The organism is Ornithinimicrobium sp. CNJ-824 (assembly GCF_001942405.1).
Taxonomy (GTDB): Bacteria; Actinomycetota; Actinomycetes; order Actinomycetales; family Dermatophilaceae; genus Ornithinicoccus; species Ornithinicoccus kibberensis.
In genome coordinates, this window is record NZ_MKKA01000033.1 from 102,782 (window position 1) to 126,418 (window position 23,637).

20 protein-coding genes and 1 pseudogene are annotated in these 23,637 nt (G+C 73.9%); 6 read left to right on the plus strand and 15 right to left on the minus strand.

The features are described from left to right. The first annotated feature begins 47 nt into the window (after positions 1 to 47). Both BJF81_RS11115 and BJF81_RS11120 read left to right on the plus strand, forming a co-directional pair. Positions 48 to 908 carry an alpha/beta hydrolase gene (locus BJF81_RS11115; RefSeq protein ID WP_075958391.1) on the plus strand — a complete coding sequence of 287 codons (861 nt, stop codon included), beginning with the start codon at positions 48 to 50 and terminating at the stop codon, positions 906 to 908. Continuing rightward, positions 905 to 1,879: a DMT family transporter gene (locus tag BJF81_RS11120; RefSeq protein ID WP_237770194.1), complete on the plus strand. Its 975-nt coding sequence runs from the start codon at positions 905 to 907 to the stop codon at positions 1,877 to 1,879. The genes BJF81_RS11115 and BJF81_RS11120 overlap by 4 nt, the downstream gene beginning before the upstream one ends. Positions 1,880 to 1,974: 95 nt before the next feature. On the opposite strand, the gene BJF81_RS11125 is transcribed toward BJF81_RS11120, so the two are convergent. From BJF81_RS11125 to BJF81_RS11145, 5 genes and pseudogenes are all read right to left on the minus strand, one after another. Next, positions 1,975 to 2,685 carry an ABC transporter ATP-binding protein gene (locus BJF81_RS11125; protein WP_075958392.1) on the minus strand — a complete coding sequence of 237 codons (711 nt, stop codon included), beginning with the start codon at positions 2,683 to 2,685 and terminating at the stop codon, positions 1,975 to 1,977. After that, a complete protein-coding gene (locus BJF81_RS11130; RefSeq protein WP_237770195.1) occupies positions 2,682 to 4,382 on the minus strand; it encodes a branched-chain amino acid ABC transporter ATP-binding protein/permease in 1,701 nt (566 codons plus the stop codon). Before BJF81_RS11130 ends, BJF81_RS11125 begins: the two co-directional genes overlap by 4 nt. After that, positions 4,382 to 5,257 carry a branched-chain amino acid ABC transporter permease gene (locus BJF81_RS11135; RefSeq protein WP_075958394.1) on the minus strand — a complete coding sequence of 292 codons (876 nt, stop codon included), beginning with the start codon at positions 5,255 to 5,257 and terminating at the stop codon, positions 4,382 to 4,384. Before BJF81_RS11135 ends, BJF81_RS11130 begins: the two co-directional genes overlap by 1 nt. Positions 5,258 to 5,261: 4 nt before the next feature. Further along, positions 5,262 to 6,461: an ABC transporter substrate-binding protein gene (locus BJF81_RS11140; RefSeq protein WP_075958395.1), complete on the minus strand. Its 1,200-nt coding sequence runs from the start codon at positions 6,459 to 6,461 to the stop codon at positions 5,262 to 5,264. Next, a pseudogene (locus BJF81_RS11145) lies at positions 6,458 to 7,923 on the minus strand (alpha-hydroxy acid oxidase). Before BJF81_RS11145 ends, BJF81_RS11140 begins: the two are co-directional and overlap by 4 nt. Here BJF81_RS11145 and BJF81_RS11150 point away from each other — a divergent pair. Beyond that, on the plus strand, positions 7,827 to 9,443 hold the full coding sequence (locus BJF81_RS11150; protein WP_237770196.1) for a S9 family peptidase: 1,617 nt from the start codon (positions 7,827 to 7,829) through the stop codon (positions 9,441 to 9,443). The pseudogene BJF81_RS11145 and the gene BJF81_RS11150 sit on opposite strands and share 97 nt — an antisense overlap. Next, positions 9,413 to 9,904, plus strand: coding sequence for a prolyl oligopeptidase family serine peptidase (locus BJF81_RS19690; RefSeq protein WP_237770197.1), 492 nt, complete (start codon positions 9,413 to 9,415; stop codon positions 9,902 to 9,904). Before BJF81_RS11150 ends, BJF81_RS19690 begins: the two co-directional genes overlap by 31 nt. A 19-nt stretch (positions 9,905 to 9,923) precedes the next feature. Here the strand turns inward: BJF81_RS19690 and BJF81_RS11155 are convergent, their stop codons facing one another. Both BJF81_RS11155 and BJF81_RS11160 read right to left on the minus strand, forming a co-directional pair. Continuing rightward, positions 9,924 to 11,339, minus strand: a complete 1,416-nt coding sequence (locus BJF81_RS11155; protein ID WP_083664179.1) for an MDR family MFS transporter — start codon at positions 11,337 to 11,339, stop codon at positions 9,924 to 9,926. A 175-nt stretch (positions 11,340 to 11,514) separates the two neighbouring features. Further along, positions 11,515 to 12,357, minus strand: a complete 843-nt coding sequence (locus BJF81_RS11160) for a GNAT family N-acetyltransferase (RefSeq protein WP_075958397.1) — start codon at positions 12,355 to 12,357, stop codon at positions 11,515 to 11,517. A 128-nt stretch (positions 12,358 to 12,485) separates the two neighbouring features. On the opposite strand from BJF81_RS11160, the gene BJF81_RS18645 reads away from it, so the two are divergent. Together BJF81_RS18645 and glpK are read left to right on the plus strand one after the other, a co-directional pair. Further along, positions 12,486 to 14,246: a glycerol-3-phosphate dehydrogenase/oxidase gene (locus BJF81_RS18645; RefSeq protein ID WP_075958398.1), complete on the plus strand. Its 1,761-nt coding sequence runs from the start codon at positions 12,486 to 12,488 to the stop codon at positions 14,244 to 14,246. Further along, entirely contained in the window at positions 14,243 to 15,793 is a 1,551-nt protein-coding gene (gene glpK, locus BJF81_RS18650; protein WP_075958399.1) for a glycerol kinase GlpK, read from the plus strand. The genes BJF81_RS18645 and glpK overlap by 4 nt, the downstream gene beginning before the upstream one ends. A gap of 9 nt (positions 15,794 to 15,802) precedes the next feature. Here glpK and BJF81_RS11175 read toward each other — a convergent pair whose 3' ends face one another. The 8 genes from BJF81_RS11175 to BJF81_RS11210 all read right to left on the minus strand — a co-directional run bounded on the left by BJF81_RS11175 (position 15,803) and on the right by BJF81_RS11210 (position 23,631). After that, positions 15,803 to 16,060, minus strand: a complete 258-nt coding sequence (locus BJF81_RS11175) for a hypothetical protein (protein ID WP_075958400.1) — start codon at positions 16,058 to 16,060, stop codon at positions 15,803 to 15,805. Next, positions 16,038 to 17,408 (minus strand): GNAT family N-acetyltransferase, encoded by a 1,371-nt coding sequence (locus BJF81_RS11180; RefSeq protein WP_075958401.1) that lies wholly within the window; start codon positions 17,406 to 17,408, stop codon positions 16,038 to 16,040. The genes BJF81_RS11175 and BJF81_RS11180 overlap by 23 nt, the downstream gene beginning before the upstream one ends. 32 nt (positions 17,409 to 17,440) lie before the next feature. Then, positions 17,441 to 18,616, minus strand: a complete 1,176-nt coding sequence (ispG, locus tag BJF81_RS11185) for a flavodoxin-dependent (E)-4-hydroxy-3-methylbut-2-enyl-diphosphate synthase (RefSeq protein ID WP_075958402.1) — start codon at positions 18,614 to 18,616, stop codon at positions 17,441 to 17,443. A 63-nt stretch (positions 18,617 to 18,679) separates the two neighbouring features. Continuing rightward, positions 18,680 to 19,999: a M50 family metallopeptidase gene (locus BJF81_RS11190; protein WP_075958403.1), complete on the minus strand. Its 1,320-nt coding sequence runs from the start codon at positions 19,997 to 19,999 to the stop codon at positions 18,680 to 18,682. Positions 20,000 to 20,036: 37 nt separating this feature from the next. Continuing rightward, positions 20,037 to 21,266, minus strand: coding sequence for a 1-deoxy-D-xylulose-5-phosphate reductoisomerase (gene dxr, locus BJF81_RS11195; RefSeq protein WP_075958404.1), 1,230 nt, complete (start codon positions 21,264 to 21,266; stop codon positions 20,037 to 20,039). Beyond that, positions 21,263 to 22,027 carry a hypothetical protein gene (locus BJF81_RS11200; protein WP_143780808.1) on the minus strand — a complete coding sequence of 255 codons (765 nt, stop codon included), beginning with the start codon at positions 22,025 to 22,027 and terminating at the stop codon, positions 21,263 to 21,265. The genes dxr and BJF81_RS11200 overlap by 4 nt, the downstream gene beginning before the upstream one ends. Next, entirely contained in the window at positions 22,024 to 22,632 is a 609-nt protein-coding gene (locus BJF81_RS11205) for a hypothetical protein (RefSeq protein ID WP_075958406.1), read from the minus strand. The genes BJF81_RS11200 and BJF81_RS11205 overlap by 4 nt, the downstream gene beginning before the upstream one ends. A gap of 681 nt (positions 22,633 to 23,313) precedes the next feature. Then, positions 23,314 to 23,631, minus strand: a complete 318-nt coding sequence (locus BJF81_RS11210; RefSeq protein WP_075958407.1) for a hypothetical protein — start codon at positions 23,629 to 23,631, stop codon at positions 23,314 to 23,316. Positions 23,632 to 23,637: the final 6 nt, after the last annotated feature.

Sequence of the window (23,637 nt, forward strand, 5' to 3'; positions counted from 1 at the left end):
CCGTGCCGTTCCACGGGGCGACCCTACTGCGCTCCTAGGATGCGGGGGTGAAGCTCGCCGCCGCCGACCTCCTGCCCGTCTCCGACCCCTCCATCGGGGGCGACCTGCGCTCGTGGCGTGCCGTGGAGCTGCCGGGCCTGGACCGTCGGGCGGAGATCTACGCCTGGCTGCCGCCCGGCTACGACGGGGGCCAGGACCGCTACCCGGTCCTCTACCTGCACGACGGGCACAACGCCTTCCTGGCGCAGCGCTCGTTCGGGGGCGCGTCCTGGGAGGTCGACCGGGCCATGACCGACCTGGCGCGCGACGGCATACCCGCGATCGTCGTCGCCGTCCCCTGCTCCCCGACCGCCCGGGCCGAGGAGTACACCCAGTACCCCAAGCCCGGGGAGGGCGGCGGTCGGGCCGCCGACTACGCCGCGTTCCTCGTCGACCACCTCAAGCCGGCCGTGGACGCCGTGCTGCGCACCCTCCCGGGTCCCGAGCACACCGTCACCGCAGGGAGCTCGCTCGGCGGGGTCGTCTCGGCCTACCTGTGGGAGCGGCACCCCGACGTCTTCGGCGGGGCCGGTGTGTTCAGCCCGGCGTTCTGGTGGCCGGGCGAGCCGGCCCTGCTCGACCTGGAGGCCGCCCTGCCCGGACGAGCCCCCGGCCGGGTCTACGTCGACGTCGGTGGGCACGAGTGCCACGAGGACGCCGACATCGAGCGCCGCTACGTCGAGGACGCAGAGCGCCTGGTCCGCTCCCTGAGGAAGGCCGGGGTGCCGGTCCGCTACGTCCACGACTCGCAGGCCTACCACCACGAGACCGCCTGGGCCGAGCGGTTCCCCGCCGCGGTCCGTTGGCTGCTCCAGGGGTATGCCGTCGCGCCCCCCGCCTACGTGCTCGCCGCCCGGGCGGGCGAGTGAGCGGCCCCGGCGTCGAGCGGGCCCGCGTGGAGCCCGACCCCGCGCTGCGCACCCGGGCCAACCTGCTGCTGGGGCTGACCGCGGCGATCTGGGGACTGGGGTTCGTCGCCCAGCGGCTCGGCGCCGACCACATGGGGGCGATGAGCTTCAACGCCGCCCGGTTCGCCATCGGGGCGCTCTCGCTGCTGCCCCTCATCTGGTGGTTCTCGCGGCAGCGGCGGACCGCACCGGTCGTGACGCCCGAGCCCCCGGCCGGCGAGATCTTCGACGAGACCCCGCCCAGGGTCGGCGGCTCCCCGCTGCTGCCGGGACTGGCCGCCGGGGCCGTCCTCTTCTCCGCGGCCGGGCTGCAGCAGGTGGGCATCGCCACGACGACGGCGGGCAAGGCGGGCTTCATCACCGGGCTCTACATCGTCCTCGTCCCGGTGCTCGGCCTGGCGCTGGGCCACCGCGCGGGGCTGCCGGTGTGGGCGGGCCTGGGGCTGGCCGTGCCCGGCCTGTGGCTGCTGAGCATGACCGAGGACCTGAGGATCGCCACCGGCGACCTGCTCGTGCTGGCCGGCGCGCTGTTCTGGGCGCTGCACATCCTCGTCATCGACCACTTCGTGCGGACCGTGGACGCGCTCAAGCTGTCGGCGGCGCAGTTCGCCGCCTGCGCCCTGCTGTCGGCCGGCACGGCCCTGGTGGTGGAGGAGCGCCCGTTCGCCGGGTTCGCCCCCGCGCTGTGGGCGGTCCTGTACGGCGGGCTGTTCGCCGTCGGCGTGGCCTACACCCTCCAGGTGGTCGCCCAGCAGCACGCCAAGCCCTCGCACGCCGCGCTCATCCTGTCCCTGGAGGCGGTCTTCGGCGCCCTGGGCGGCTGGCTGCTCCTCGGCGAGGTGATGAGCGGACGGATGCTGCTGGGAGCCACGCTGGTCATGACCGGCATCCTCGTCTCGCTGCGCGGGAGCACGTCGACAGCGACGGAATGATCGAAGGGGCCGCCGGGAGGGCCGACCGGGCTGCGGTCGACCCTCCCGCCCTTCACGCGGCACGAAGGCGGGCGGCCTGAGACCGCCAGCGGCTGTCAGTCGCGCTCGAGGCCGAGGTAGGCGGCGACGATCCTGTCGTCCGCCAGCAGCTCGTCGGCGGGCCCGGACTGCACGACCTCGCCGCTGGCCAGCACGTAACCGTGGGAGGCGGCTCGGAGCGCGCGGCGGGCGTTCTGCTCGACGAGCAGAACACTGGTGCCGCCACGGCGGATGTCCTCGATCACCTGGAAGACCTCGTCGACCACCTTCGGCGCCAGACCCATCGACGGCTCGTCCAGCAGCATGAGTGCAGGCTCGGCGACCAGCGCACGCCCGATCGCGAGCATCTGCTGCTCGCCGCCCGAGAGGCTGCCCGCCGGGAGCCGGCGTCGCTCGGCCAGCACCGGGAACCGGTCGTAGACCTCCTGCGTGCGTGAGCCGGAGGTGTGCCATGCACCGAGCTGGAGGTTCTCCTCGATCGTCATGGACGCCAGGATCTGACGGCCCTCCGGAACCTGCACCAGACCGCGGCGGACCAGGGAGTGCGCGGCCGACCTGGTGACGTCGACGCCGTCGAAGGTGATCCGGCCGCCGGACGGACGGATCACACCGCTGACCGCGTTGATGACCGAGCTCTTGCCCGCACCGTTGGCGCCGACCAGGCTCACCAGGCCGCCGCGGGGGACCGTGAAGCTCACTCCGCGAACGGCCTGCACCCGGCCGTAGGAGACCGTCAGGTTCTCAACTGTCAGGATCGGCTCGCTCATCTCACCTCCTCGCTCTCGTGCCCGGGCGGCGGCGCGTCTCCGCCGAGGTATGCCTCGACCACCGCCGGATCCTCGATGATCTCCTCGGGCGTACCTGCTGCGATGACCTCACCGAAGTTGAGGACGACGATCCGGTCGCAGGTCCGCATGACCATGCCGACGTTGTGCTCGATGAGCAGGATCGTCAGGCCTTCGGCAGCGAGCGACCCGATGAGCTCGGAGAGCGCCCCCGCCTCCACATGGTTCATCCCCGCGGCGGGCTCGTCGAGGATGAGCAGCGACGGCTCGGCCGCGAGTGCGCGGGCGATCTCCAGACGACGTTGGTCACCGTAGGACAGCGAGCCCGCATCCTCGCCGGACCGGTCGGCCAGTCCGACCCGGTCCAGGCAACGGGCCGCGTGCGCAACCACCCGCGCCTCGTCCCGGCGCGCGCCGGGCAGCCACACCAGCCGGCGGAGAAACGTCGGTCGGCTCACCACGTGCGCCCCCACCAACACGTTCTCCAGCGCCGACAGGCGCGGGAAGAGCTTGGAGTGCTGGAAGGTCCGGCTCACGCCGGCCTGGGCCACCTTGTGGACCGCGGTGCGGCCTGGCGTCGTGCCGAGCACGTCGAAACTCCCCGAGGACGGCGGGACGAGGCCGCTGATCAGGTTGACCAGCGTGGTCTTGCCAGCACCGTTGGGCCCGATGAGCCCGACCACCTCGCCGGAGGCGACCGTCAGATCGACGTCGCGCACGGCGTGCACGCCGCCGTAGTCCTTGCTCCCGCCGCTGACGCGCACGACGGGCTCTCCCGGGCCGACAAGCTTCCGGCTCGATCCCCTGTCGACCGGTCGCTCGTCCTCCATGGCGCCCGCAGGAGCCTTGACCCGAAGTCGCGGCAGGAGCGAGGCCAGCCCGCCGGGCAGGAAGATGATCACCACGAGCAGGAGCGCGCTCGAGATGAACGGCCGGATCCAGCCGGCCTCGACGCCGACGGCGCGCAGGATCTCTGGGACGGAGGTCATGAAGGCAGCACCCAGCAGCGGGCCGATCCACACCGTGGACCCCCCGACGACCGCCATGACCAGGCCGTCGATCGCGGTCGTGAAAGAGAAGTCCTCCGGGGCCAGCAGACGCACGTAGTAGGCCCACAGCACGCCGTAGAGGCCCGCGACCGCACCCGCCGTGACGAACGCCGACAGCCGGTGACGGCCGACGTCGACCCCCATGGCGCGGGCCGCCAGCTCGTCCTCGCGGATCGCCGCCAGGGCACGCCCGTAGCTGGTGGGACCCTGCCGCCAGAACCAGTAGGCCACCAGGGCCAGGCAGGTCCAGGCGATCGCTGGGGTGACGACCTTGGGCACCGACATGCCGTTGGCTCCGCCGGTCCACTCTGCGTTGATGAGCAGGATCCGGACGGCCTCGGCGAAGCCCAGCGTGGCGATCGCGAGGAAGACCCCGCGCAGGTGCATCGTGGGCAGCCCCAGCACGACGGCCGCCAGGGCCCCGACGACCATGCCGATGACGATGCCGACCAGCAGGGCTGGCAGCTCGCCGAGGTCCGAGGGCGCCGGCGCCAGCGCCGCGGCGGTGAAGCCGCCCAGCGCGGCGAACCCGGCCTGGCCGAGGCTCAGCTGGCCGGCTACCAGGACCGCGTAGAAGGAGTAGGCGAAGATCGCGTTGAGCGCGATGAAGACGAGGATGGACTCGCTCATCACACCTCCCGGACGCGTCTGCTGCCGAACAGTCCCTGTGGTCGGACGATCAGCAGCAGGAAGAGCAGCCCGAACGCCACCAGGTCCCGCCAGCTGGACCCGACGTACTGCACGGCGAACACCTCGGCCAGACCCAGGATCAGCCCGCCGACGAGGGCCCCGGGCAGCGATCCCATCCCGCCGACGATGATCACCGCCAGCCCCTTGAGCTCGATGGCACTGCCCATGCCCAGCTGGGCCGAGTTGACGTTCATGGCGAAGAGCGCGCCGGCGACCGCGCCGAGCGCGGACGACAGAGCGAACGTGGTCGCCGTCACGCGGTTCACGTCGAGCCCGAGGACCGTCGCCGCCCGCGGGTTCTCCGCCACGGCGCGCATGGCGCGGCCCAGCCGGCTGCGAGCCACCAGCCAGGTGAGCCCGGCCATCAGGACGACGGAGATCACCAGGATGGCCACCTGCAGCAGGGTGACGCGCGCCCCGCCGATCTCGAAGGCGGTGCTGGGGAAGGCGTCCACGGGGAACCGCCTGGTGTCGGGCCCGTAGCGCCACAGCAGGAGCGCGATGAACATCCCGCCCAGACCGATGGACCCGATCAACCCCGCGAAGTGGGCGTCGGGTCTGTCCTTGAGCGGACGGAAGACCACCCGCTCGATCACCAGTCCCAGGACGGCACCGAAGACCGCCACCAGCGGCAGCGCCACCCAGATCGACAACCCTCCGACCGTGACCAGCTCGATCCCGACGAAGGCCGCAGCCGCGAAGACCGCCGGATGCGCCAGGTTGAGGCGGTCGAGGATGCCGAACACGAGGGTGAACCCGATCGCGAAGAGCGCGTAGATGGACCCGAGGAAGAGTCCGTTCAGGAGCTGCTGCATCGCGTCAGTTCAGCGGCGTGAAGGCGCCACCCTCGACGACCTGCACCACAGCAGGGTGCTCGGCGTCGCGGTCGTCGTTGATCGACAGGGTGCCCAGGACGGTCTCCACGTCCTGCACGCCGCCCAAGCCCTCCTTGATGGCGTCCGGCTCGCCGGAGCAGGCGGCACGGACGGCCTCGTCGATGACCATCAGACCGGTGTAGGCCTGTGCCGCGAACTGATCGGGCTGGTGGCCGTACTTCTCCTCGAAGTCTGCGAGGAAGGCGGTGTTGAGCTCGCCCTCGGAGGCCGAGTTCCAGGCGGCGCCGACAACCACGCCCTCGGCGGCCTCGCCGGCGTCGGACATCAGCTTGGGGTTGTTGAAGCCGTTGCCGCCGATGATCGGCACCTCGATGCCCAGCTCACGCGCCTGCGTGACCAGCGGGATCGCCGCCTCGATCAGGCCCGACACGACGATCGCGTCCGCGTCCGCGGCCTTGGCCTCGGTGAGGAGCGCGCGGAAGTCGGTGTCCGCCTTCGAGAAGGTGAGGGTGTCGAGAACTTCGAGGCCCTGGTCTTCGAGCGCCGAGGCGAAGACGTCGTAGCCGGACTCGGTGAAGGCGTCGTCGTTGGAGTACATGACGACGACCTTCTCCAGCCCGAACTCCTCGGTGGACACCTCGACCGTCTGCGGGATCACCTGGGCCTCGGTGAGCGAGACCCGGAAGATGTGGTCGCCCTGGGCGGTGATGCCCTCGGCGGTGTTGGAGATCGCCACGACCGGTACGCCCGCCTCCTGGGCGATCGGCTGCGCCTGGAACGCGCCGTTGGACAGGGTGGGGCCGATGATGACACTCCGGTCCTGGGTGAACTGCTCGAAGACCGTGATGCCCTGGCGGGGGTCGGTCCCGTCGTCCTCGATCGTCAGGTCGTAGGTGACCCCGTCCTTCTCGCCCAGCTTCTCGGCGGCCAGCTCCAGGCCCTTCTGCTGCGACTCGCCGTAGGAGGCGGCCGCACCGGTCAGGGAAAGCGCGGCGCCCACGGGCACCGACTCCTCGATGGTGCAGTCGTCACCGGTGCCGGTGCCGACGAGGCCACCGGCCTCGCCCCCGGTGGCGGCTCCACCGGCGTCGGCGCCGGTGTCGCCACCGTCGTCGCTGCCGCAGGCGGTCAGCGTCAGGGCCAGCGCACTGGTGAGGGCGAGCGACGTGATGGTGCGGTTCATGCGTTCCTCCGGGGGGTGGTGTGGTGGAGCTGGGGCGGGGATTGTCGTGGGAGGGCGTGCTCCGGGGCGAGCTCGGCGAGCCGGGTCGCGCCGAGCAGCCGCAGGGTGCGGTACACCTGGGTGGCGAGGATCTCCAGGGCACGGTCGACGCCGGGCTCGCCGCCAGCCATCAGCCCGTAGAGGTAGGCCCGCCCGACCATCACGCGTCCGCGCCGCGGGCGACCGCCGCCACGACATCGGCGCCGTTCAGCACGCCGCCGTCGATGAGCAGGGGCAGGTCCGGGCCGACCGCCGCACGGATCTCTGGCAGGAGGTCGAGAGGGGCGACGGCGCGGTCCAGCTGACGACCACCGTGGTTGGAGACCACAAGCCCGTCCACGCCGGCAGCGACGAGGTCGATGGCGTCCTGGGGGTGCTGCACTCCCTTGACGACGATCCGTCCGGACCACTCCTCGCGCAGCCAGGCCAGGTCCTCGCGGGTCACGGCGGGGTCGAACATCCGGTCCACCAGGTCCGCCACCGTTCCTCCCGACGAGGTCAGGGAGGCGAACTCGATGGGTTGGCTGGTGAGCAGGTTGCCCCACCACCTCGGGTGCAGTGCCATCCCGCCCAGCGTGCTGGCGGTCAGTGCGGGCGGGATCGTGAGCCCGTTGCGGACGTCCCGCAGCCGCTGGCCGGCGACGGCCGTGTCGACGGTCAGCACGAGGGTTCCGTAACCGGCGGCCGCCGCCCGCCGCACGAGGGCACGAGAGGCGTCCCGGTCCCTCCACAGGTAGAGCTGGAACCACCGCTGGAGGTCCGGGACGTCGGTCGCCAGGTCCTCGACCGAAACGGTGCCCATGGTGGACAGGGTGTAGGGGATGCCTGCACGCGCGGCCGCCCGCCCCACAGCCCACTCGCCCTCGGTGTGCATCATGCGCGTGAAGCCGGTCGGCGCCAGAACCACCGGGACAGGGCTCCTGACCCCCAGCAGCTCCACCCCGGCGTCCACGTGGCTCACGTCCCGCAGCACGCGGGGACGGAACTCGACGTCGGCGAAGGCCTGCCGGGAGCGGGTCAACGACAGCTCGCTCTCGGCCGCACCGTCGACATAGTCGAAGACGGCGCGCGGGGTGCGCCGCCGGGCCAGCCGGCGGAGGTCTTCGATGGTGGCCGCCCGGGCGAGAGCCGCCTCCGTCCGACGGAGGGTCGGACGCTCGACCCGCACGAGCGGACGCAGCTCGGCCCAGGTGGGCACGCGGCGCCGGAGCGGGGACACTCGACCTCCTCGGTGCATACCTATGCACGGTGGTGGATGGACCGGACATACCTTAACCCTCCGCGGGCCTGGACCCTCGCACCGCGACCCTGTGATGAGGTATGGCCATGACTCAGGCACCCACGACCCCCGACCCGACGGGGCAGGACCCCCACCGCTGGCTCGAGGAGGTCGAGTCGCCCGAGGCCATGGCCTGGGTGGCATCGCGCAGCACCGCCGCCGAGGACTGCCTGCGCGCCCACCCGCTCTACGCCTCCCTGCACGCCGGCCTGCAGCAGGCGCTCGAGGCGCCCGACCGCATCCCCCTCGTCGGGCAGGTGGGTGCGCACCTCTACGGCTTCTGGACCGACGCCGACCACCCCCGCGGGGTATGGCGTCGCACCACCTGGGAGTCCTACCGCACGCCCGACCCCGAGTGGGAGGTCCTGCTCGACGTCGACGCCCTGGCCCGGGAGGAGGACGTCCCGTGGGCGTGGCAGGGGGCGAGCGTCCTACGGCCCACCCACGACCGGGCCCTCGTGCACCTGTCCCGCGGCGGCTCGGACGCCGGGACCACCCGGGAGCTGGACCTCACCACGCTGCAGTGGGTCCCTGCCCCGGAGGGCTTCACGAAGGGCGAGGCCAAGGGCCGGCTCGCCTGGCGCGACCGGGACCACGTCTACCTCACCACCGCGGCGGACCCCACGGGCGCGACCCGGTCCGGCTACCCGCGGACGGTGCGCCTCTGGGAGCGTGGCACGCCGGTGGAGCAGGCCCAGGTCGTGCACACCGTCGGCGAGGACGACCTCGGGCTGTTCGTCGAGCACGACCAGGAGCTCGGGCGCACCCTGCTGCGCCGGGCGGTCGCCTTCTACGCCTCCGAGACGATGGTGCTCACCGACCACGGGCCAGTGACCCTCCCGGTGCCCACCAGCGCCGACGTCTCCGTCCACCAGGACCACGTGGCCCTGCGGCTGCGGGAGGACTGGACCCCTGCGGACGGGGCAGGCACCTGGACGCAGGGCAGCCTCCTCGTGGCCCCCCTCGACGACGTCCTCCGCGGGGACGCCGACTGGTCGGCCGTCTTCGTCCCCGACGAGCGCTCCGCGCTGGTGGACCTGACCTGGACCGCCTCGCACCTGGTGACGACCGCGCTCGTCGACGTGCGGCATACCGTGCAGGTGCACTCCCCCGCACCGGACGGGGCCTGGACCGCCGAGGACCTCACCGGGGCTCTCGACGTGGACCTGCGCACCGTGAGCGTCTCCGCGGTCGAGGCCCACCGCAGCGAGGACCTGTGGGTGGTCACGACCGGCTTCCTCGAGCCGATGGAGCTGTCGGTGGCGCACCTGGGCGCGGGGGGCCACGGGACGGTTCTCGAGACCCTCAAGGCCGCCCCGGCCCGGTTCGACGCGACCGGCCTGGAGGTGTCCCAGCACTGGGCGTCCTCCGCGGACGGCACGCGGGTGCCCTACTGGCAGGTCGGTCCGGCAGACCTGCCCCTGGACGGCACCACGCCCACCGTCCTCCACGGCTACGGCGGTTTCGAGCACGCCCTCACCCCCGCCTACGACCCGGTCGTGGGTCGCGCCTGGCTCGCCTCCGGCCACGTCCACGTCGTCGCGGGGATCCGGGGCGGCGGCGAGTTCGGGCCGCGCTGGCACCGGGCGGCCCTGGGACCGGAGCGGCACCGGGCCTACGAGACTTCGTCGCGGTGGCCCGCGACCTCGTCTCCCGGGGGGTGACCTCGGTGGAGCGGTTCGGCTGCACCGGCCGGTCCAACGGCGGGCTGCTCGTGGGCAACATGCTCACCGGCTACCCGGAGGACTTCGGCGCCGTCGTCTGCCAGGTGCCGCTGCTCGACATGCGGCGCTACCACCTGCTCCTGGCCGGGGCGTCGTGGACGGCGGAGTACGGCGACCCTGACGACCCCGCGCAGTGGGAGTGGCTGCGGACCTACTCCCCCTACCAGCGCCTCGACCCCTCGCGCCCGACGCCCGCCGTCTACCTGGCCACGTCCACCCGGGACGACCGGGTGCACCCCGGCCACGCCCGGAAGATGGCGGCGCTCCTCGAGGAGCACGGACGGGACGTGACCTACTGGGAGAACACCGAGGGCGGGCACGGCGGGGCGAGCACCGCGGCGCAGTGGGCGACCTGGCACGCCCTGGCCTGGGCCTTCCTCCACGAGCGGCTGGCCGGCTGAGCCCGGCCGGTCGAACGGGTCAGGCGGCGTCGACCGGTTCGGCCGGAGGCTCGGCCCGGCGGACGAACAGGCTGCCCGCCACGGCCGCCAGCGACACCAGCGCCCCGGCCAGGAGCGCGGCGTGCACGCCGGCCATCAGCGCGGCCGTCGGGTCGGCGTCGGCCTCCGCCCCGGCGACCTGCGCGGTGGTCATCACCGTGATGAACAGCGCCGTGCCGGCGGCCCCTGCCACCTGCTGCATCGTGGCGACGATCGCGCTGCCGTGCGGGTAGAGCCGGCGGGGCAGGGACCCGAGGGCGTTGGTCATCAGGGGGGAGAACATCAGGGCCAGGCCGGTGTTGAGCACCACGTGCCAGGCCACCACGGTCGTCAGGGAGGTCTGCGGCCCGAACGTCGTGGTCATCCCCCACAGCGCGGCGGAGGCGACGGCCGCCCCGGGCAGCACCAGCGGCCGCGGCCCGGTCCGGTCGAAGGTGCGGCCCACGACATACCCCAGCAGCCCCATGACCAGACCGCCCGGCAGCAGGGCGAGGCCGGTCTCCAGCGTGGAGCGGCCCAGCACGTTCTGCAGGTAGATCGGCAGCAGGATGAGCGTGCCGAACAGGGCCATCATGGTCACCGCCGCGAGCGCCACGGCGAGGCTGAAGGCCGGGGTCGTGAATGCCCGGACGTCCATCAGCGCAGCGTCCCGCAGCGACGTCTGGCGCAGCACGAAGAGGGTGAGCGCGGACAGCCCGACCACGAGCGGGATCCACGGCTGGACCGCGGCGGTCCCCTCCGCGGCGGAGCCGATGCTGCTGAGCCCGTAGACCGTGGCCGCGAAGCCGACGGCCGACAGGACCACCGAGAGCACGTCCAGCGGGACCCTGCGGGGGGTCGTCACGTTCCGCACGAGCACGGCGCCGACGGTCAGCGCGGTCAGCGCCACGGGCAGGACCAGCCAGAACATCCAGCGCCAGGTCAGCACGTCCAGCACGATCCCGCCGACGGTGGGGCCGACCGCGGGGGCCACCGCGATGACGATGGAGATCACGCCCATCGTGCGCCCCCGCCGGGAGGCGGGCACCACGTTGAGGACGGTGGTGAACAGCAACGGCATCATCAGCGCGGTCCCGACCGCCTGGACGACCCGCCCACCGACGAGGAGGGGGAAGCTGACGGCCAGGGCGGCGGCCAGCGTCCCCAGGCTGAAGAAAGACATCGCCGTCACGAACACCGTGCGCAGGCTCAGCCTCGTCAGGAGGTAGCCGGTGACCGGGATCACGACCGCCATGGTGAGCATGAAGGCCGTGGTCAGCCACTGCGCGGTGGCCGCGCCGACGGAGAACTCCGCCATCAGCTCCGGCAGCGCGACCGACATGATCGTCTCGTTGAGGATGACCACGAAGGCCGCGGCCACGAGCAGCCCGATCAGCCGGGGCGCCCCCTCGGGCATCTCCGCGCTCCGGGCCGACGTCGGGGCCGCCGGGCGGGCGGTGGTGCTGGTCACGCAGGTCCTCTCTCGCCGGTGGAGGGCCGCACGGCCCGCAGGCAGCCAACGCCCCCGGGGCGCTGGGCATTCCGAGAGGTGCCGGCGGGACGGGCCGGCCGCCGGCCGCAGAGCTCACGGCTCAGAGCAGGACGGTGGCGAACGTCCCGGTCCGCTCGAACCCGACCCGGGCGTAGGTGCGTACGGCCGGCTCGTTGAAGTCGTTGACGTAGAGGGTCACGGTGGGTGCCACGTGCCGCAGGGTGTGCTCGACCACCGCGGCCATCGCGGGCACGGCGACCCCGCGCCCCCGCAGGTCGGGGTGGACCCACACGCCCTGGACCTGGGCGACCCCGAGCGCGACCGACCCCAGGTCCGCCTTGAACACGACCCGGCCGTCCTCGACCCGCACGAGCGAGTGGCCCCGCTCGATCAGCCCGGCGATCCCCTGCCGGTAGGACAGCCCGCTGCCCTGGTACGGCGGGTAGCCGATCTCCTCGGTGAACATCGCCGTGGCCGCGGGAACGACCAGGTCCAGCTCGTCGGCGCGGGCCGGGCGGACGTCCGGGTCCACGGGCACGCCGGCCAGCGACGGTGGGGTGCTGGTCGTCATGACGTACTGCGTGCGCCGCACCTCGCGGGGCGGGCCCCACTGCCGTTCCAACCGGCCCCACAGGTCGAGCACCTGGTCGGCCGGCCCGAACACCGAGCTGGCCCAGGTGCGGCGCTTGACCACCTTGCCGGCCAGGGCCGCGATCGCCCGCCCGTCGGCCTCCACGGGCACGACGTTGGCCGAGCACCAGCACAGCGCGCGCTCCCCGCCCGTCTCGTAGCCGAACAGGGGTCCCCGCGTCCCGGCCAGACCGGTCTCCTGGATGCGTGCGGCGACGAAGACGTTGGTCACCGGGTCCTGCGCGCACACCTCGAGGGCAGCCTGGACGTCGGACCTGCCGTAGGCCCGCACGGGGGACAGGCCGCGCAACATGCCCCCCAGCGTGCCGTATGCCGTGCCGCCGGGCGAGGGGGACCCGCCCGGGGACGGCGGGCCCGGGTGGACGGTGCGTCGGCGCGGGGTGAGAAAGTGGTGCCCCAGACCCAGGAGAAGGTGGTCCCATGCAGCCGAAGGCCCTCACCGGACGGTCGCGCGACGAGGCGTGGCAGGTCCTGCGGGACAGCGGGCGTCCCGGTCGGGCCGTCGACGTCCTTGTCGTCGGCGGCGGGGTCACCGGTGCCGGCACCGCCCTGGACGCCGCCACCCGCGGCCTGTCCACGGTCCTCGTGGAGGCCGAGGACTGGGCCTCGGGGACGTCGCAGTGGTCGACCAAGCTGGTGCACGGCGGCCTGCGCTACCTCCAGATGCTCGACCTGCACCTGGTCCACGAGGCGCTCACCGAACGCGGTCTGCTCCTGCGCACGCTGGCGCCGCACCTGGTCAAGCCGATGCCCTTCCTCATCCCCCTCGAGCACCGCTGGTGGCAGCGTCTCTACTACGGCGCCGGGGTGACCCTCTACGACCTGCTCGCCAACGTGCTCCCCGGCCAGCGCGCCCTGCCCGTGCACCAGCACACGACCCGGCGCGGCCTGCACCGTGCCTTCCCCGACCTGCGCGGCGGCCGGGCGGTGGGTGCGGTCCGCTACTGGGACGCCACCGTCGACGACGCCCGCCTGGTCACCACCATCGTGCACACGGCGCACACCTACGGCGCGCAGGTGGCCAGCCGCAGCCGCGTCCTGGACCTGGTGCGCGAGGACGACCGGGTCGTGGGGGCGCGCGTGCGCGACGAGGAGACCGGGGAGGAGGTCGACGTGCGCGCCCACCAGGTGATCTCCACGACGGGGGTCTGGACCGAGGAGGTGGGCGGCCTGGCCGGTGCCGACGGCGGGCTGCGGGTGATGGCGTCCAAGGGGATCCACCTGGTCGTGCCCCGCGACCGCATCGGCGGGTCGCAGGGGCTGTTCCTGCAGACCGAGCGCTCGGTGCTGTTCTTCATCCCGTGGTCGCGATACTGGATCATCGGCACGACCGACACCCCCTGGCACGGCGACCTGCGCCATCCGGTCGCCACGGCCACCGACATCGACTACGTGCTCGACCACGCCAACACCGTGCTGACGACGCGGCTGACCCGCGACGACGTGCTGGGCTGGTACGCCGGGCTGCGGCCGCTGCTCCAGCCCGGGACCCGGGGCGAGCCCGACTCGGCCAAGATCAGCCGGGAGCACACCGTCGTCTCGCCCGTGCCCGGGCTGACGGTGGTCGGCGGCGGCAAGCTGACGACCTACCGGGTGGTGGCGGCGGACGCGGTCGACCTCTCGCTGGGCGACCGGGCCGCCGACCTGCCCTCGATCACCACCCAGATCCCGCTCGTGGGCGCCGTGGGCGAGGGCGCGATGCGTCGGCGCATGCCGGCCCTGCGCGACCGCTTCGGCTGGGACGAGCAGATGACCGACCACCTCCTGCACCGCTACGGCTCCCTCGTCGAGCAGCTGCTCGACCTCATCGCCGAGGACTCCTCCCTGGCCCTGCCCCTCGAGCACGCCCCGGCCTACCTGCGGGCGGAGATCGCCTACGCCTGCATCAGCGAGGGTGTGCTGCACCTGGAGGACATCATGATGCGCCGGACCCGGCTCTACTACGAGGCCGCGGGCAAGGGGCTGGCCGCGGCCGCGGAGATCGCCGACATCGCCGTCCAGTGGCTGGGCTGGGGCGAGGACAAGGCGGCCCGCGAGCTCGCGGACTACGAACGGCGGGTCCGGGCGGACGAGGCCGCGGCGAGTCAGCCCGACGACCTGTCCGCGCTGGCCGCCCGGGACCGGGTGCTGCGCGGCGAGCCGGCGGCGGCCACGCCGGGCACCGCGGGCGGGTCGTCGTGAGCGGGGCCGCCGCCGGGCACGTGCTGGCGGTCGACCAGGGCACGACGAGCACCCGGGCCGTGGTCGTCGACCACGGGGGACGCATCGTCTCCGTCGGCCAGAAGGAGCACCGGCAGATCCTGCCGCGGGCCGGCTGGGTCGAGCACGACCCGGTCGAGATCTGGAGCAGCACCCGCGAGGTGATCGGCCTGGCGCTGGGCAGGGCCAACCTCACCGGGAAGGACCTCGCGGCCATCGGCATCACCAACCAGCGCGAGACCACGGTGGTGTGGGACCGGCACACCGGCGAGCCGGTGCACCCCGCGATCGTCTGGCAGGACACCCGCACCGCCGGCCTGGTCGCCGAGCTGGCCGGGTCCGACGAGCCCGGCGCGGCCGACCGGTTCAAGGAGATCTGCGGGCTGCCGCTGGCCACCTACTTCGCCGGCCCGAAGGTGGCCTGGATCCTGCGTCACGTGCCCGGTGCCCGCGAGCGGGCGGAGGCGGGCGACCTGCTCTTCGGCACCATGGACTCCTGGCTCGTGTGGAACCTCACCGGCGGGCCCGACGGCGGGGTGCACGTCACCGACGTCACCAACGCCTCGCGCACGATGCTCATGGACCTGCGCACCCTGACCTGGTCGGAGGAGGTCGCGGACGCGATGGGGGTGCCGCTGCCGATGCTGCCGCAGATCCGCACCTCCTCGGAGGTCTACGGCACCAGCGACAAGCTGGGCGTGCCGATCGCCGGGCTGCTGGGCGACCAGCACGCGGCCATGGTCGGCCAGGCCTGCTTCGAGCCGGGGATGAGCAAGAACACCTACGGCACCGGCAACTTCCTGCTCGTCAACACCGGCCCGCAGATCGTGCCCAGCGAGCACGGGCTGCTGAGCACGGTCTGCTACCAGTTCGAGGGCCAGGACCCCGTGTACGCCCTCGAGGGGTCGATCGCGGTGACGGGGTCGCTCGTGCAGTGGCTGCGGGACAACGTGGGGCTGATCGCCGAGTCCGCGCAGATCGAGGAGCTGGCCGCCGAGGTGGGGGACAACGGCGGCTGCTACGTCGTCCCGGCCTTCTCCGGCCTCTTCGCCCCCTACTGGCGCGACGACGCGCGCGGCGCGATCGTGGGCCTGACCCGCTACGTGACCCGGCACCACCTGGCGCGGGCCGCGCTGGAGGCGACGGCATACCAGACCCGGGAGGTGGTCGAGGCGATGGACGCGGACGCGGCCACCCCGGTCACCGAGCTGCGGGTCGACGGCGGCATGGTGGGCAACGAGCTGCTCATGCAGTTCCAGGCCGACATCCTCGGCCTGGACGTGGTGCGCCCGGCCGTGACCGAGACCACCGCGCTCGGGGCGGCCTACGCCGCGGGCATCGCCGTCGGGTTCTGGGAGGGGACGCAGGACGTGGCGTCCCGCTGGCGGGAGGACCACCGGTGGAGCCCGCAGATGCCCGCGGAGCACCGGGAGCGGCTGTTCCGGACCTGGAAGAAGGCCGTCACCCGCACCTTCGACTGGGTCGACGAGGACACCGAGCAGCTGGAGCCGCGCGGCGGGCAGGGCTGACCCGGCGGCTCACCCCTGCTCGAACCACTGCGGCTCGTCGGGGTCGGGGACGATGATCTCGGGCCGCGCCAGGTCGGTGTTGTCGACGATCCACGTCGGCGGGGCCGTCCGCGACTGCTGCCGGTAGAGCGCCTGGCCCCCGGTGTAGCGCGCGTTCGCGGGGTGGGCGGGGTCGTCGTCCCCGGGGACCGTCGGTCCGGGAACCGGGCGTTGCCGCGGGGGACGGTGACCCGGGCGGGGGCGGTCACCAGGCAGGTGGCGTCCCACTCCCCCACCAGCTGGGGGCGGCGCAGGTAGACCCCCTCGACGAGCAGCAGCGCGTCCTCGCCCGGGTGCACGGGGTCGGGGTCGAGCGGCCGGTCCTGGGCCAGGTCCCAGGAGGCCGGGACGACGGGTCCACCGTCCCGGAACGGCCGGAGCACCCGCTCCCGCAGGGCGGCGTAGTCGAAGGCGTCCTCGTAGTGGGTCCGGGCGTCCCGGCCCATCGCCCAGCGCAGCGCCCGCGGGTGGTGGAAGTCGTCGACCGAGACGGCCAGCACCTGACGTCCCGCCACGTGCTCGGCGAGGGCGACCAGCTCGTGGACGAGGTGGGTCTTGCCCGCCCCGTCCGGGCCGTCGACGGCCACGACGACCCGTCGCCCCGGACCGGTCGCCAGCATGAGGGAGAGCAGGTCCACGAGCACGAGCTGGCGGACGGGCGGGGCGGGCGGGGCCATGTCCTCAGGGTATGCGGTGGCGCCGGGCACCCGGGGCCCGCGCCGACCTCAGCGGCCGTCCGGGCACCACTCCATGTAGAGGCCGTTCTCGAGCAGGACCGCCCCGGGCGGAGCCTCCCGCTCCACGAACCCGAGGCCCGGTAGAGGCTGCGGGCACGGGCGTTGTCGGCGCCCACGTCGAGCCAGACCCGGCGCACGTGCGGGCGCCCCGCGGCATGCTCCAGCAGCTGGCGCAGCAGCAGCCGCCCCAGACCCTGGCCCCGTCCCTCGGGGGCCACGACCATCCGGCGCAGCTCGACCTCGTCGGGCCGGTCGAGGGCCGCCAGGATGCCGAAGGCCACGACCCGGTCCAGCCGGTCCACCAGCACCCAGTGCTCCTTGTCCGGGGCCTGCAGCACCTGCTCGTGCCACTCGCGGCCGCCCTCGCCCAGCCACTGCCCGGTGTCCTGGGCGCTCTCGATCTCCACGACCGTGTCCAGGTCACCCGGCCTGGTGGGGCGCAGGTAGGACCCGACGACGACACCGCCGTAGTCGCGCCGCAACGGCCGCGCCCGGTGGGCGTGGCGCCCGGAGGTCACCTTGGGCGCGGAGACGACCAGCAGGAGCAGCTCCTCGTCCGTCTCGTTGCGGATCTGGTGGCGCACCCGGGGCGGGATCTCGATGCCGGACCCGGCCGTCACCTCGGTCGTCCGGGGCCCGACCGCGACGACGGCCCGGCCGGACAGCACGTGGAAGTACTCCCGGGAGCGGTCGTGGGCGTGGGTGCGGGTCGCGCTGCCGGCGGCGAGGGACTCCTGCACCACCGACAGGTCGGACCGGTCCACGAGGTGCCAGACGGTGCACCCGTCGTCCCAGGTCGACCTCCGGGCGGTGTCGGGGCTGATCGGGTCCGGGGCCATGACGGCACGCTACCGGGTGCCGGGGCCCCGGGTCAGCCGACCTGGACCGAGGGGGACCCGCCGCTGTCCTCCAGCTCGCCGCGGGACTCCATCTCCTCGGCGATCCGCATGGCCTCCTCGATGAGCGTCTCCACGATCTGCGACTCCGGCACGGTCTTGATGACCTCGCCCTTGACGAAGATCTGGCCCTTGCCGTTGCCGGAGGCCACCCCCAGGTCCGCCTCGCGGGCCTCCCCGGGCCCGTTGACCACGCATCCCATGACGGCCACCCGCAGCGGCACCTCCATGCCCTCCAGGCCCGCGGTCACCTCGTCGGCCAGCGTGTAGACGTCGACCTGGGCACGGCCGCAGGACGGGCAGGAGACGATCTCCAGCTTGCGCGGCCGCAGGTTGAGGCTCTGCAGGATCTGGTTGCCGACCTTGACCTCCTCCACGGGCGGCGCGGACAGCGAGACGCGGATGGTGTCGCCGATGCCCTTGGACAGCAGCGCACCGAAGGCCACGGACGACTTGATGGTGCCCTGGAAGGCGGGCCCGGCCTCGGTGACGCCCAGGTGCAGCGGCCAGTCCCCCCGCTCGGAGAGCATCTCGTAGGCCCGGACCATGACGACGGGGTCGTTGTGCTTGACCGAGATCTTGAAGTCGTGGAAGTCGTGCTCCTCGAACAGGCTGGCCTCCCAGACCGCCGACTCCACGAGGGCCTCGGCGGTGGGCTTGCCGTACTTGTCCAGGATTCGCTTGTCCAGGGAGCCGGCGTTGACGCCGATGCGGATCGAGACCCCGGCGTCCTTGGCGGCCTGGGCGATCTGCTTGACCTGATCGTCGAACTTGCGGATGTTGCCCGGGTTGACCCGGACGGCGGCGCACCCGGCGTCGATCGCCGCGTAGACGTACTTGGGCTGGAAGTGGATGTCGGCGATGACCGGGATCTGGGACTTGCGGGCGATGGCCGGCAGCGCGTCGGCGTCGTCCTGGCTGGGGCAGGCCACCCGGACGATGTCGCAGCCGGAGGCGGTCAGCTCGGCGATCTGCTGCAGCGTGGCGTTGATGTCGGTCGTCGGGGTAGTCGTCATCGACTGGACCGAGATCGGGGCGTCGCCGCCGACCTCGACCTTGCCCACCCTGATCTTGCGGGTCGGACGCCGCGGCGCGAGGACCGGCGGGGGTGCGGACGGCATGCCGAGCGAGATGGGGGTGCCTGCAGTCATGGGATCGATTGTCTCACCGCCAGGGGCGGTGACCTCCTGTCGGGGTCGGGGTCGGGGTCGGGGTCAGGTGAGCCGGATCGGGGTGACGATGTCGGCGTAGATGAGCAGCGCGGTCATGCCGAGCAGGCCGACGGCGACGGCGTAGGCCACCGGCAGCGCCTTGGCGGTGTCCACCGGGGCGGGGGCGGGCAGGCCGCGCACCCGGTGCCACGCCTTCTTCAGGCCCTCCCACAGCGCCCCGGCGATGTGGCCACCGTCGAGCGGCAGGAGCGGGATGAGGTTGAAGACGAACAGGGCCATGTTCAGCGAGGCCACGAGGGACAGCAGGATCCAGAACCGGTCCGTCAACGAGTCGCCCGCGTCGCCGAGCGCCCCGTCGGCGACCTCGCCCGCCACGCGGCCGACGCCCACCACCGACATCGGTCCCTCCGCGTCGCGCTCCTCCACGCCCGCGACCGTCTGGGCCACGTCCACCATCCGCTGGGGAAGCGTGAGCACGATCCGGGCGGTGCCGGTGAACATGTCGCCGACGAAGCCGGGCACCGCGGTGATCGGCTGCGGCTCGTAGACGAAGGTCGGGCTGGCTCCCAGGAAGCCGACCTGCCCCAGGACCAGCTCGCCGTCCTCGTCCACCTGGTACTGCCCGTCGGGGGTCATCAGCGGCCGCTCGCGGAGCACGAGGTCGGCCTCCAGGGTGCGCCGTCCGCCGTCCCGCTCCACGGTGAACACGGCGGTGTCACCGGCGTTCTGGATGGCGTAGGTGGTCTGCGACCACGTGCTCACCGGGGTCCCGTCGACGGCCACGATGGTGTCCCCGGCCTGGAGCCCTGCGGCGAGCGCCGGGGAGGGGTCCTGGCCCTCGCAGCTGTCGTCGGCCACGTCGGTGTTGGCGCACTCGGCGACGGCGGAGACGGTGGGGGTCAGGGTGCCCACCCCGTGCACGGTGAGCAGCAGGGTGACGAGCACGGCCGCGATCCCCAGGTTCATCAAGGGACCACCGGCCATGACCACCAGGCGCTGCCAGACCGGGAGCCGGTAGAAGGTGCGGTGCTCCTCCCCGGGCTCGACCTCGTCCAGCGAGTCGGTGCGTGCCTGCTCGATCATCTGGTGGAAGGGGTTGGACGAGGAGCGGCGCAGCCGTCCGCCGTCGGCGGCCCGCGGGGGGAACATGCCGATCATGCGCACGTAGCCCCCGAGGGGGACGGCCTTGACGCCGTACTCCGTCTCGCCGCGGCGGCGCGACCACAGGGTCGGGCCGAAGCCGACCATGTACTGGGTGACCTTGACGCCGAACCGCTTCGCTGGCAGCAGGTGCCCCACCTCGTGCAGGGCGATGGACAGCGCGATGCCGACCACCATGACGAGCACGCCGAGCAGGTACATCACGGCTGGTCCTCCTGGTCGTCCGGCGTGGGCGTGGTCACGGGTGGGGCCGGTCCGGGGCCGCCCCGGCGATGCGGTCCGACGCCGCCCGACGGGCCCAGGCGTCGGCCGCCAGGACCTGGTCCACGGAGAGGTCAACTCCCGGGGCGTCGGATCCGTTCCCGCCGGCGTGGTCGTCCACCACCCGGGCCACGACGTCGACGATGTCGGGGAAGCGCAGCCGCCCCTCGTGGAAGGCGTCGACGCACTCCTCGTTGGCGGCGTTGTAGACGGCCGGGAAGGTGCCGCCGGCCCGGCCGACCCGTTCCGCCAGCCGCACCGCGGGGAAGGCCTCGTGGTCGAGGGGGAGGAACTCCCAGGTGGAGGCGCTGCTCCAGTCGCACGGGGCGGCCACGTCGGCCAGCCGGTCGGGCCAGGACAGCCCCAGGGCGATCGGGATGTGCATCGTCGGCGGGGACGCCTGCACCAGGGTGGAGCCGTCGACGAACTCGACCATGGAGTGCACCACGGACTGCGGGTGGACGACGACCTCGATGTCGTCGAAGGGCACGTCGAAGAGCAGGTGGGCCTCGATCACCTCCAGACCCTTGTTGACCAGGGTGGCCGAGTTGGTCGTCACGACCCGGCCCATGTCCCAGGTCGGGTGGGCCAGCGCCTGCTCCGGGGTGACGTCGCGGAGCTGCTCCCGCGTCAGGCCGCGGAAGGGACCGCCGCTGGCGGTCACCACCAGCCGGCGCAGCTCCTCGCGCCGCCCGCCGCGGAGGCACTGGGCGATGGCGCTGTGCTCGGAGTCGACGGGGACGATCTGCCCGGGGGCGGCGGCGGCCCGGACGATCGGCCCGCCGACGATGAGGGACTCCTTGTTGGCCAGCGCCAGCGTGCTGCCGGCCGCGAGCGCGGCCAGCGTCGGTCGCAGCCCGATGCTGCCGGTGACCCCGTTGAGGACGACGTCGGCGCCGTTGCCGGCCACGGTGGTGGCCGCGTCCGGCCCGGTGATCACCTCGGGACGGTATGCGGTGAGCCCGGCCTCCCTGGCGGCGTGGTCGAGGGCCTCCTCCACCCGGTCCCGGACGTCCGCCCCCTGGAGGGACACGGCGACCTGCTCCACCTGCAGGTGGACGGCCTGCCGGGCCAGCTGAGCCAGGTCCCTGCCGCCGGCCGCCAGCGCCCTCACCTCGAACCGGCCGGGGTGGGCGTCGATCACCTCGACCGCCTGGGTGCCGATGGAGCCGGTGGAGCCGAGCAGGGTCACGGAACGGGACGTCACCGCTCCATTGTGCCGTCCCCCGGGCCTGGTCCGGGGGCGCCCATGGCGGCCTCGACGGTCAGCGCCGCGCGGTCGGCCAGCCAGGACGCCGGGACCGGGTGGAGGAGGACCTCCCCGTCGCCGGGCGCCCCGGCCCGGCCGGCCCAGCAGCCGCCCGGCCCGAGGGCGAGCAGCACCCGGGTGGGGGCGACGGGCGCCGGCTCTCCGGGCACGAGGACCGTCAGCTCGGCGAGGACCGTGGGACCGCGCAGCGCCGCGGGGAGGGTCCCCAGCGCGTCCGGCCGGACCGGCACCGGCTCCCCGGTCCCGTCGACGGCGTCCGGAGGCAGGAGAGCCTCCACGAGCGACCCGGCCACCTGCCCGGGGTCGGTCGCCAGCGACAGCGAGACCAGCCCGTCCTCGTCGAGGTCCTCGACGCAGGCGCCGTCACCCGTCAGGTGCAGCACCCGGGCCGAGCCGACCGCCTGCGGACCGAGCAGGCGGTGGGCGACGACGACGAGGTCGGCCGCCAGCCGCACGTCGAGCGCGAGACCGACGACGCCGGCCAGGTCGGGCGGCCCGTCGCCCTGGTCGGTGCCGGCGACGAGCCCGCCGTCGGCGGTCAGCAGCCCGCGGGCCCGCAGGCTGCGCCGCACCTCCCCGTCGGACCTCGGGTCCTGCCGGGCCCGGTCCTCCGCCTCCCCCAGGGACCGCAGGTGCGCCTCCTCGAGCACGGCCAGCTCGACGTCGGTGAGCGTGACGAAGGGGACGACGGCGCTCACCACGACCCTCCTGGGGAGGGCGTCGGCACCGCCCCGCCGCGTCCGGCCGGCGGGTCGGGCAGGCCGGCGCCCACCGTCCGGCGCAGCTCGAGGGCCCACCGGCCCGTGACGGTCCCCACCCGGGTGGCGCCGGCACCGACGAGCCGCCGGGTCTGCGCCAGCCGCTGCAGCCCGCGGCGGGCGCGGTCCCTGGCCCGGCGCGCGGCGTCCCCGCCGGCCCGCTGGACCCACCGTCCTGCCCGGGCACCGCCGCTCCGGGCCCGCGACCAGGTGGCCCCGGCCGCCCGGCCGATGGCCTCTCGGTGGTCGTAGAGCCAGGACCCGGTGGTCCACGCGGTGTAGGCGCCCACCGCGACCATCCCGGCCAGGCCCACGGGCGGCAGGACCGTGGCCAGGGCCAGCGCCGGCACCCCGAGCACCGCGCCGGCGGCCACGGCCCGGGTCGCCCCCGCGCGCCAGCCGGTGCGGCCTCCCCCGTCCACCAGGTCGGAGAGGGCGCCGAACCAGGTCCAGGCCGGGGAGAGACGGCCCAGGAGGGCGACGGGGCCGCGCAGCGTGGCGGGACCAGCCTGCCGGGCGAGGGCTGCTGCCGCAGCTGCGCCCACCGACGGGGCGCGTCCCGCAGCCGGCGCGGGCGGCCGCCCGCGCCGCCGCGTCCCGGGCCCAGCTGGCGCGGGCCACCGTGGTGAGGCCGGCCGCGGCCACCACGGCCCGCCGCACGGGCCGGTGGGCCTTGACCAGCTTGTGGCCGGCCAGGCCCAGCGTGACCACCTGCTCCAGCAGGGCACGCAGGGGTGAGACGGCCTCCCGCAGCGCCCGCGAGGCCACCAGCCGGACCGTCTCCAGCTCCTCCTCCGTCCGGCGCATCCGCTCCGCGGCCCGCACGACCTCCAGCTCCAGCTGCTCGATGCGGGAGGCCACGAGCCCCTGGACCGCCGGCTCGGCCGTGGGGACCGCCGCCCGCAGACGCGCCAGCTCCTCGACCGCCTGGTCGGCCCGGTGCTGCCAGCGGGCCGTCTCCTGCCGGGCGTCGTCGGTCGCGTCGGCCACACCGCGCAGGACCCCCGCCATGTGCTCCAGCGGGTCCGCGAGCGCGGCCAGCAGGCGGGCGGTCGCCTCGGCACGGGCGGCCTGCTCCAGGGCCGCCAGACCCACCCAGGACGGACCGGCCCCCGGGCCCCGGACCTCGTCCGGCAGCCTCCGCAGCTCCGACGAGGCGGCCCGCAGGCCGTCGGCGACCTCCCGCAGCTCCTCCGCCCCGGACGCCGGCACGGGCGCCCCGGGGCTCACGCAGCCCACCCCTGGGGCGGAGCCTCCCAGCTGGCCGCCACGCGGTCCTCGACCTCGGCGTAGGCCCGGGCACTCTCCCGGGTCGCCCGGCCGAGGGCGTCCAGCGCGCTCCCGAGCGCCACCGCATACCGCGTCCAGTCCTCGCCCGCCTCGGTGACGGCCGCACGCAGGACCGCGGCGCCGGCGACGTCGCCGGCCCGTGCCCACGCGGGCCCGAGCGCACCGAGGACGTCCTCCAGCGTCCGCACGCCGCGGTCGTACCCGTCGGCGAGGGCCTCGACCGCCGCCACGTCGACCCCGATCCGGTCTCCCATCGGTCC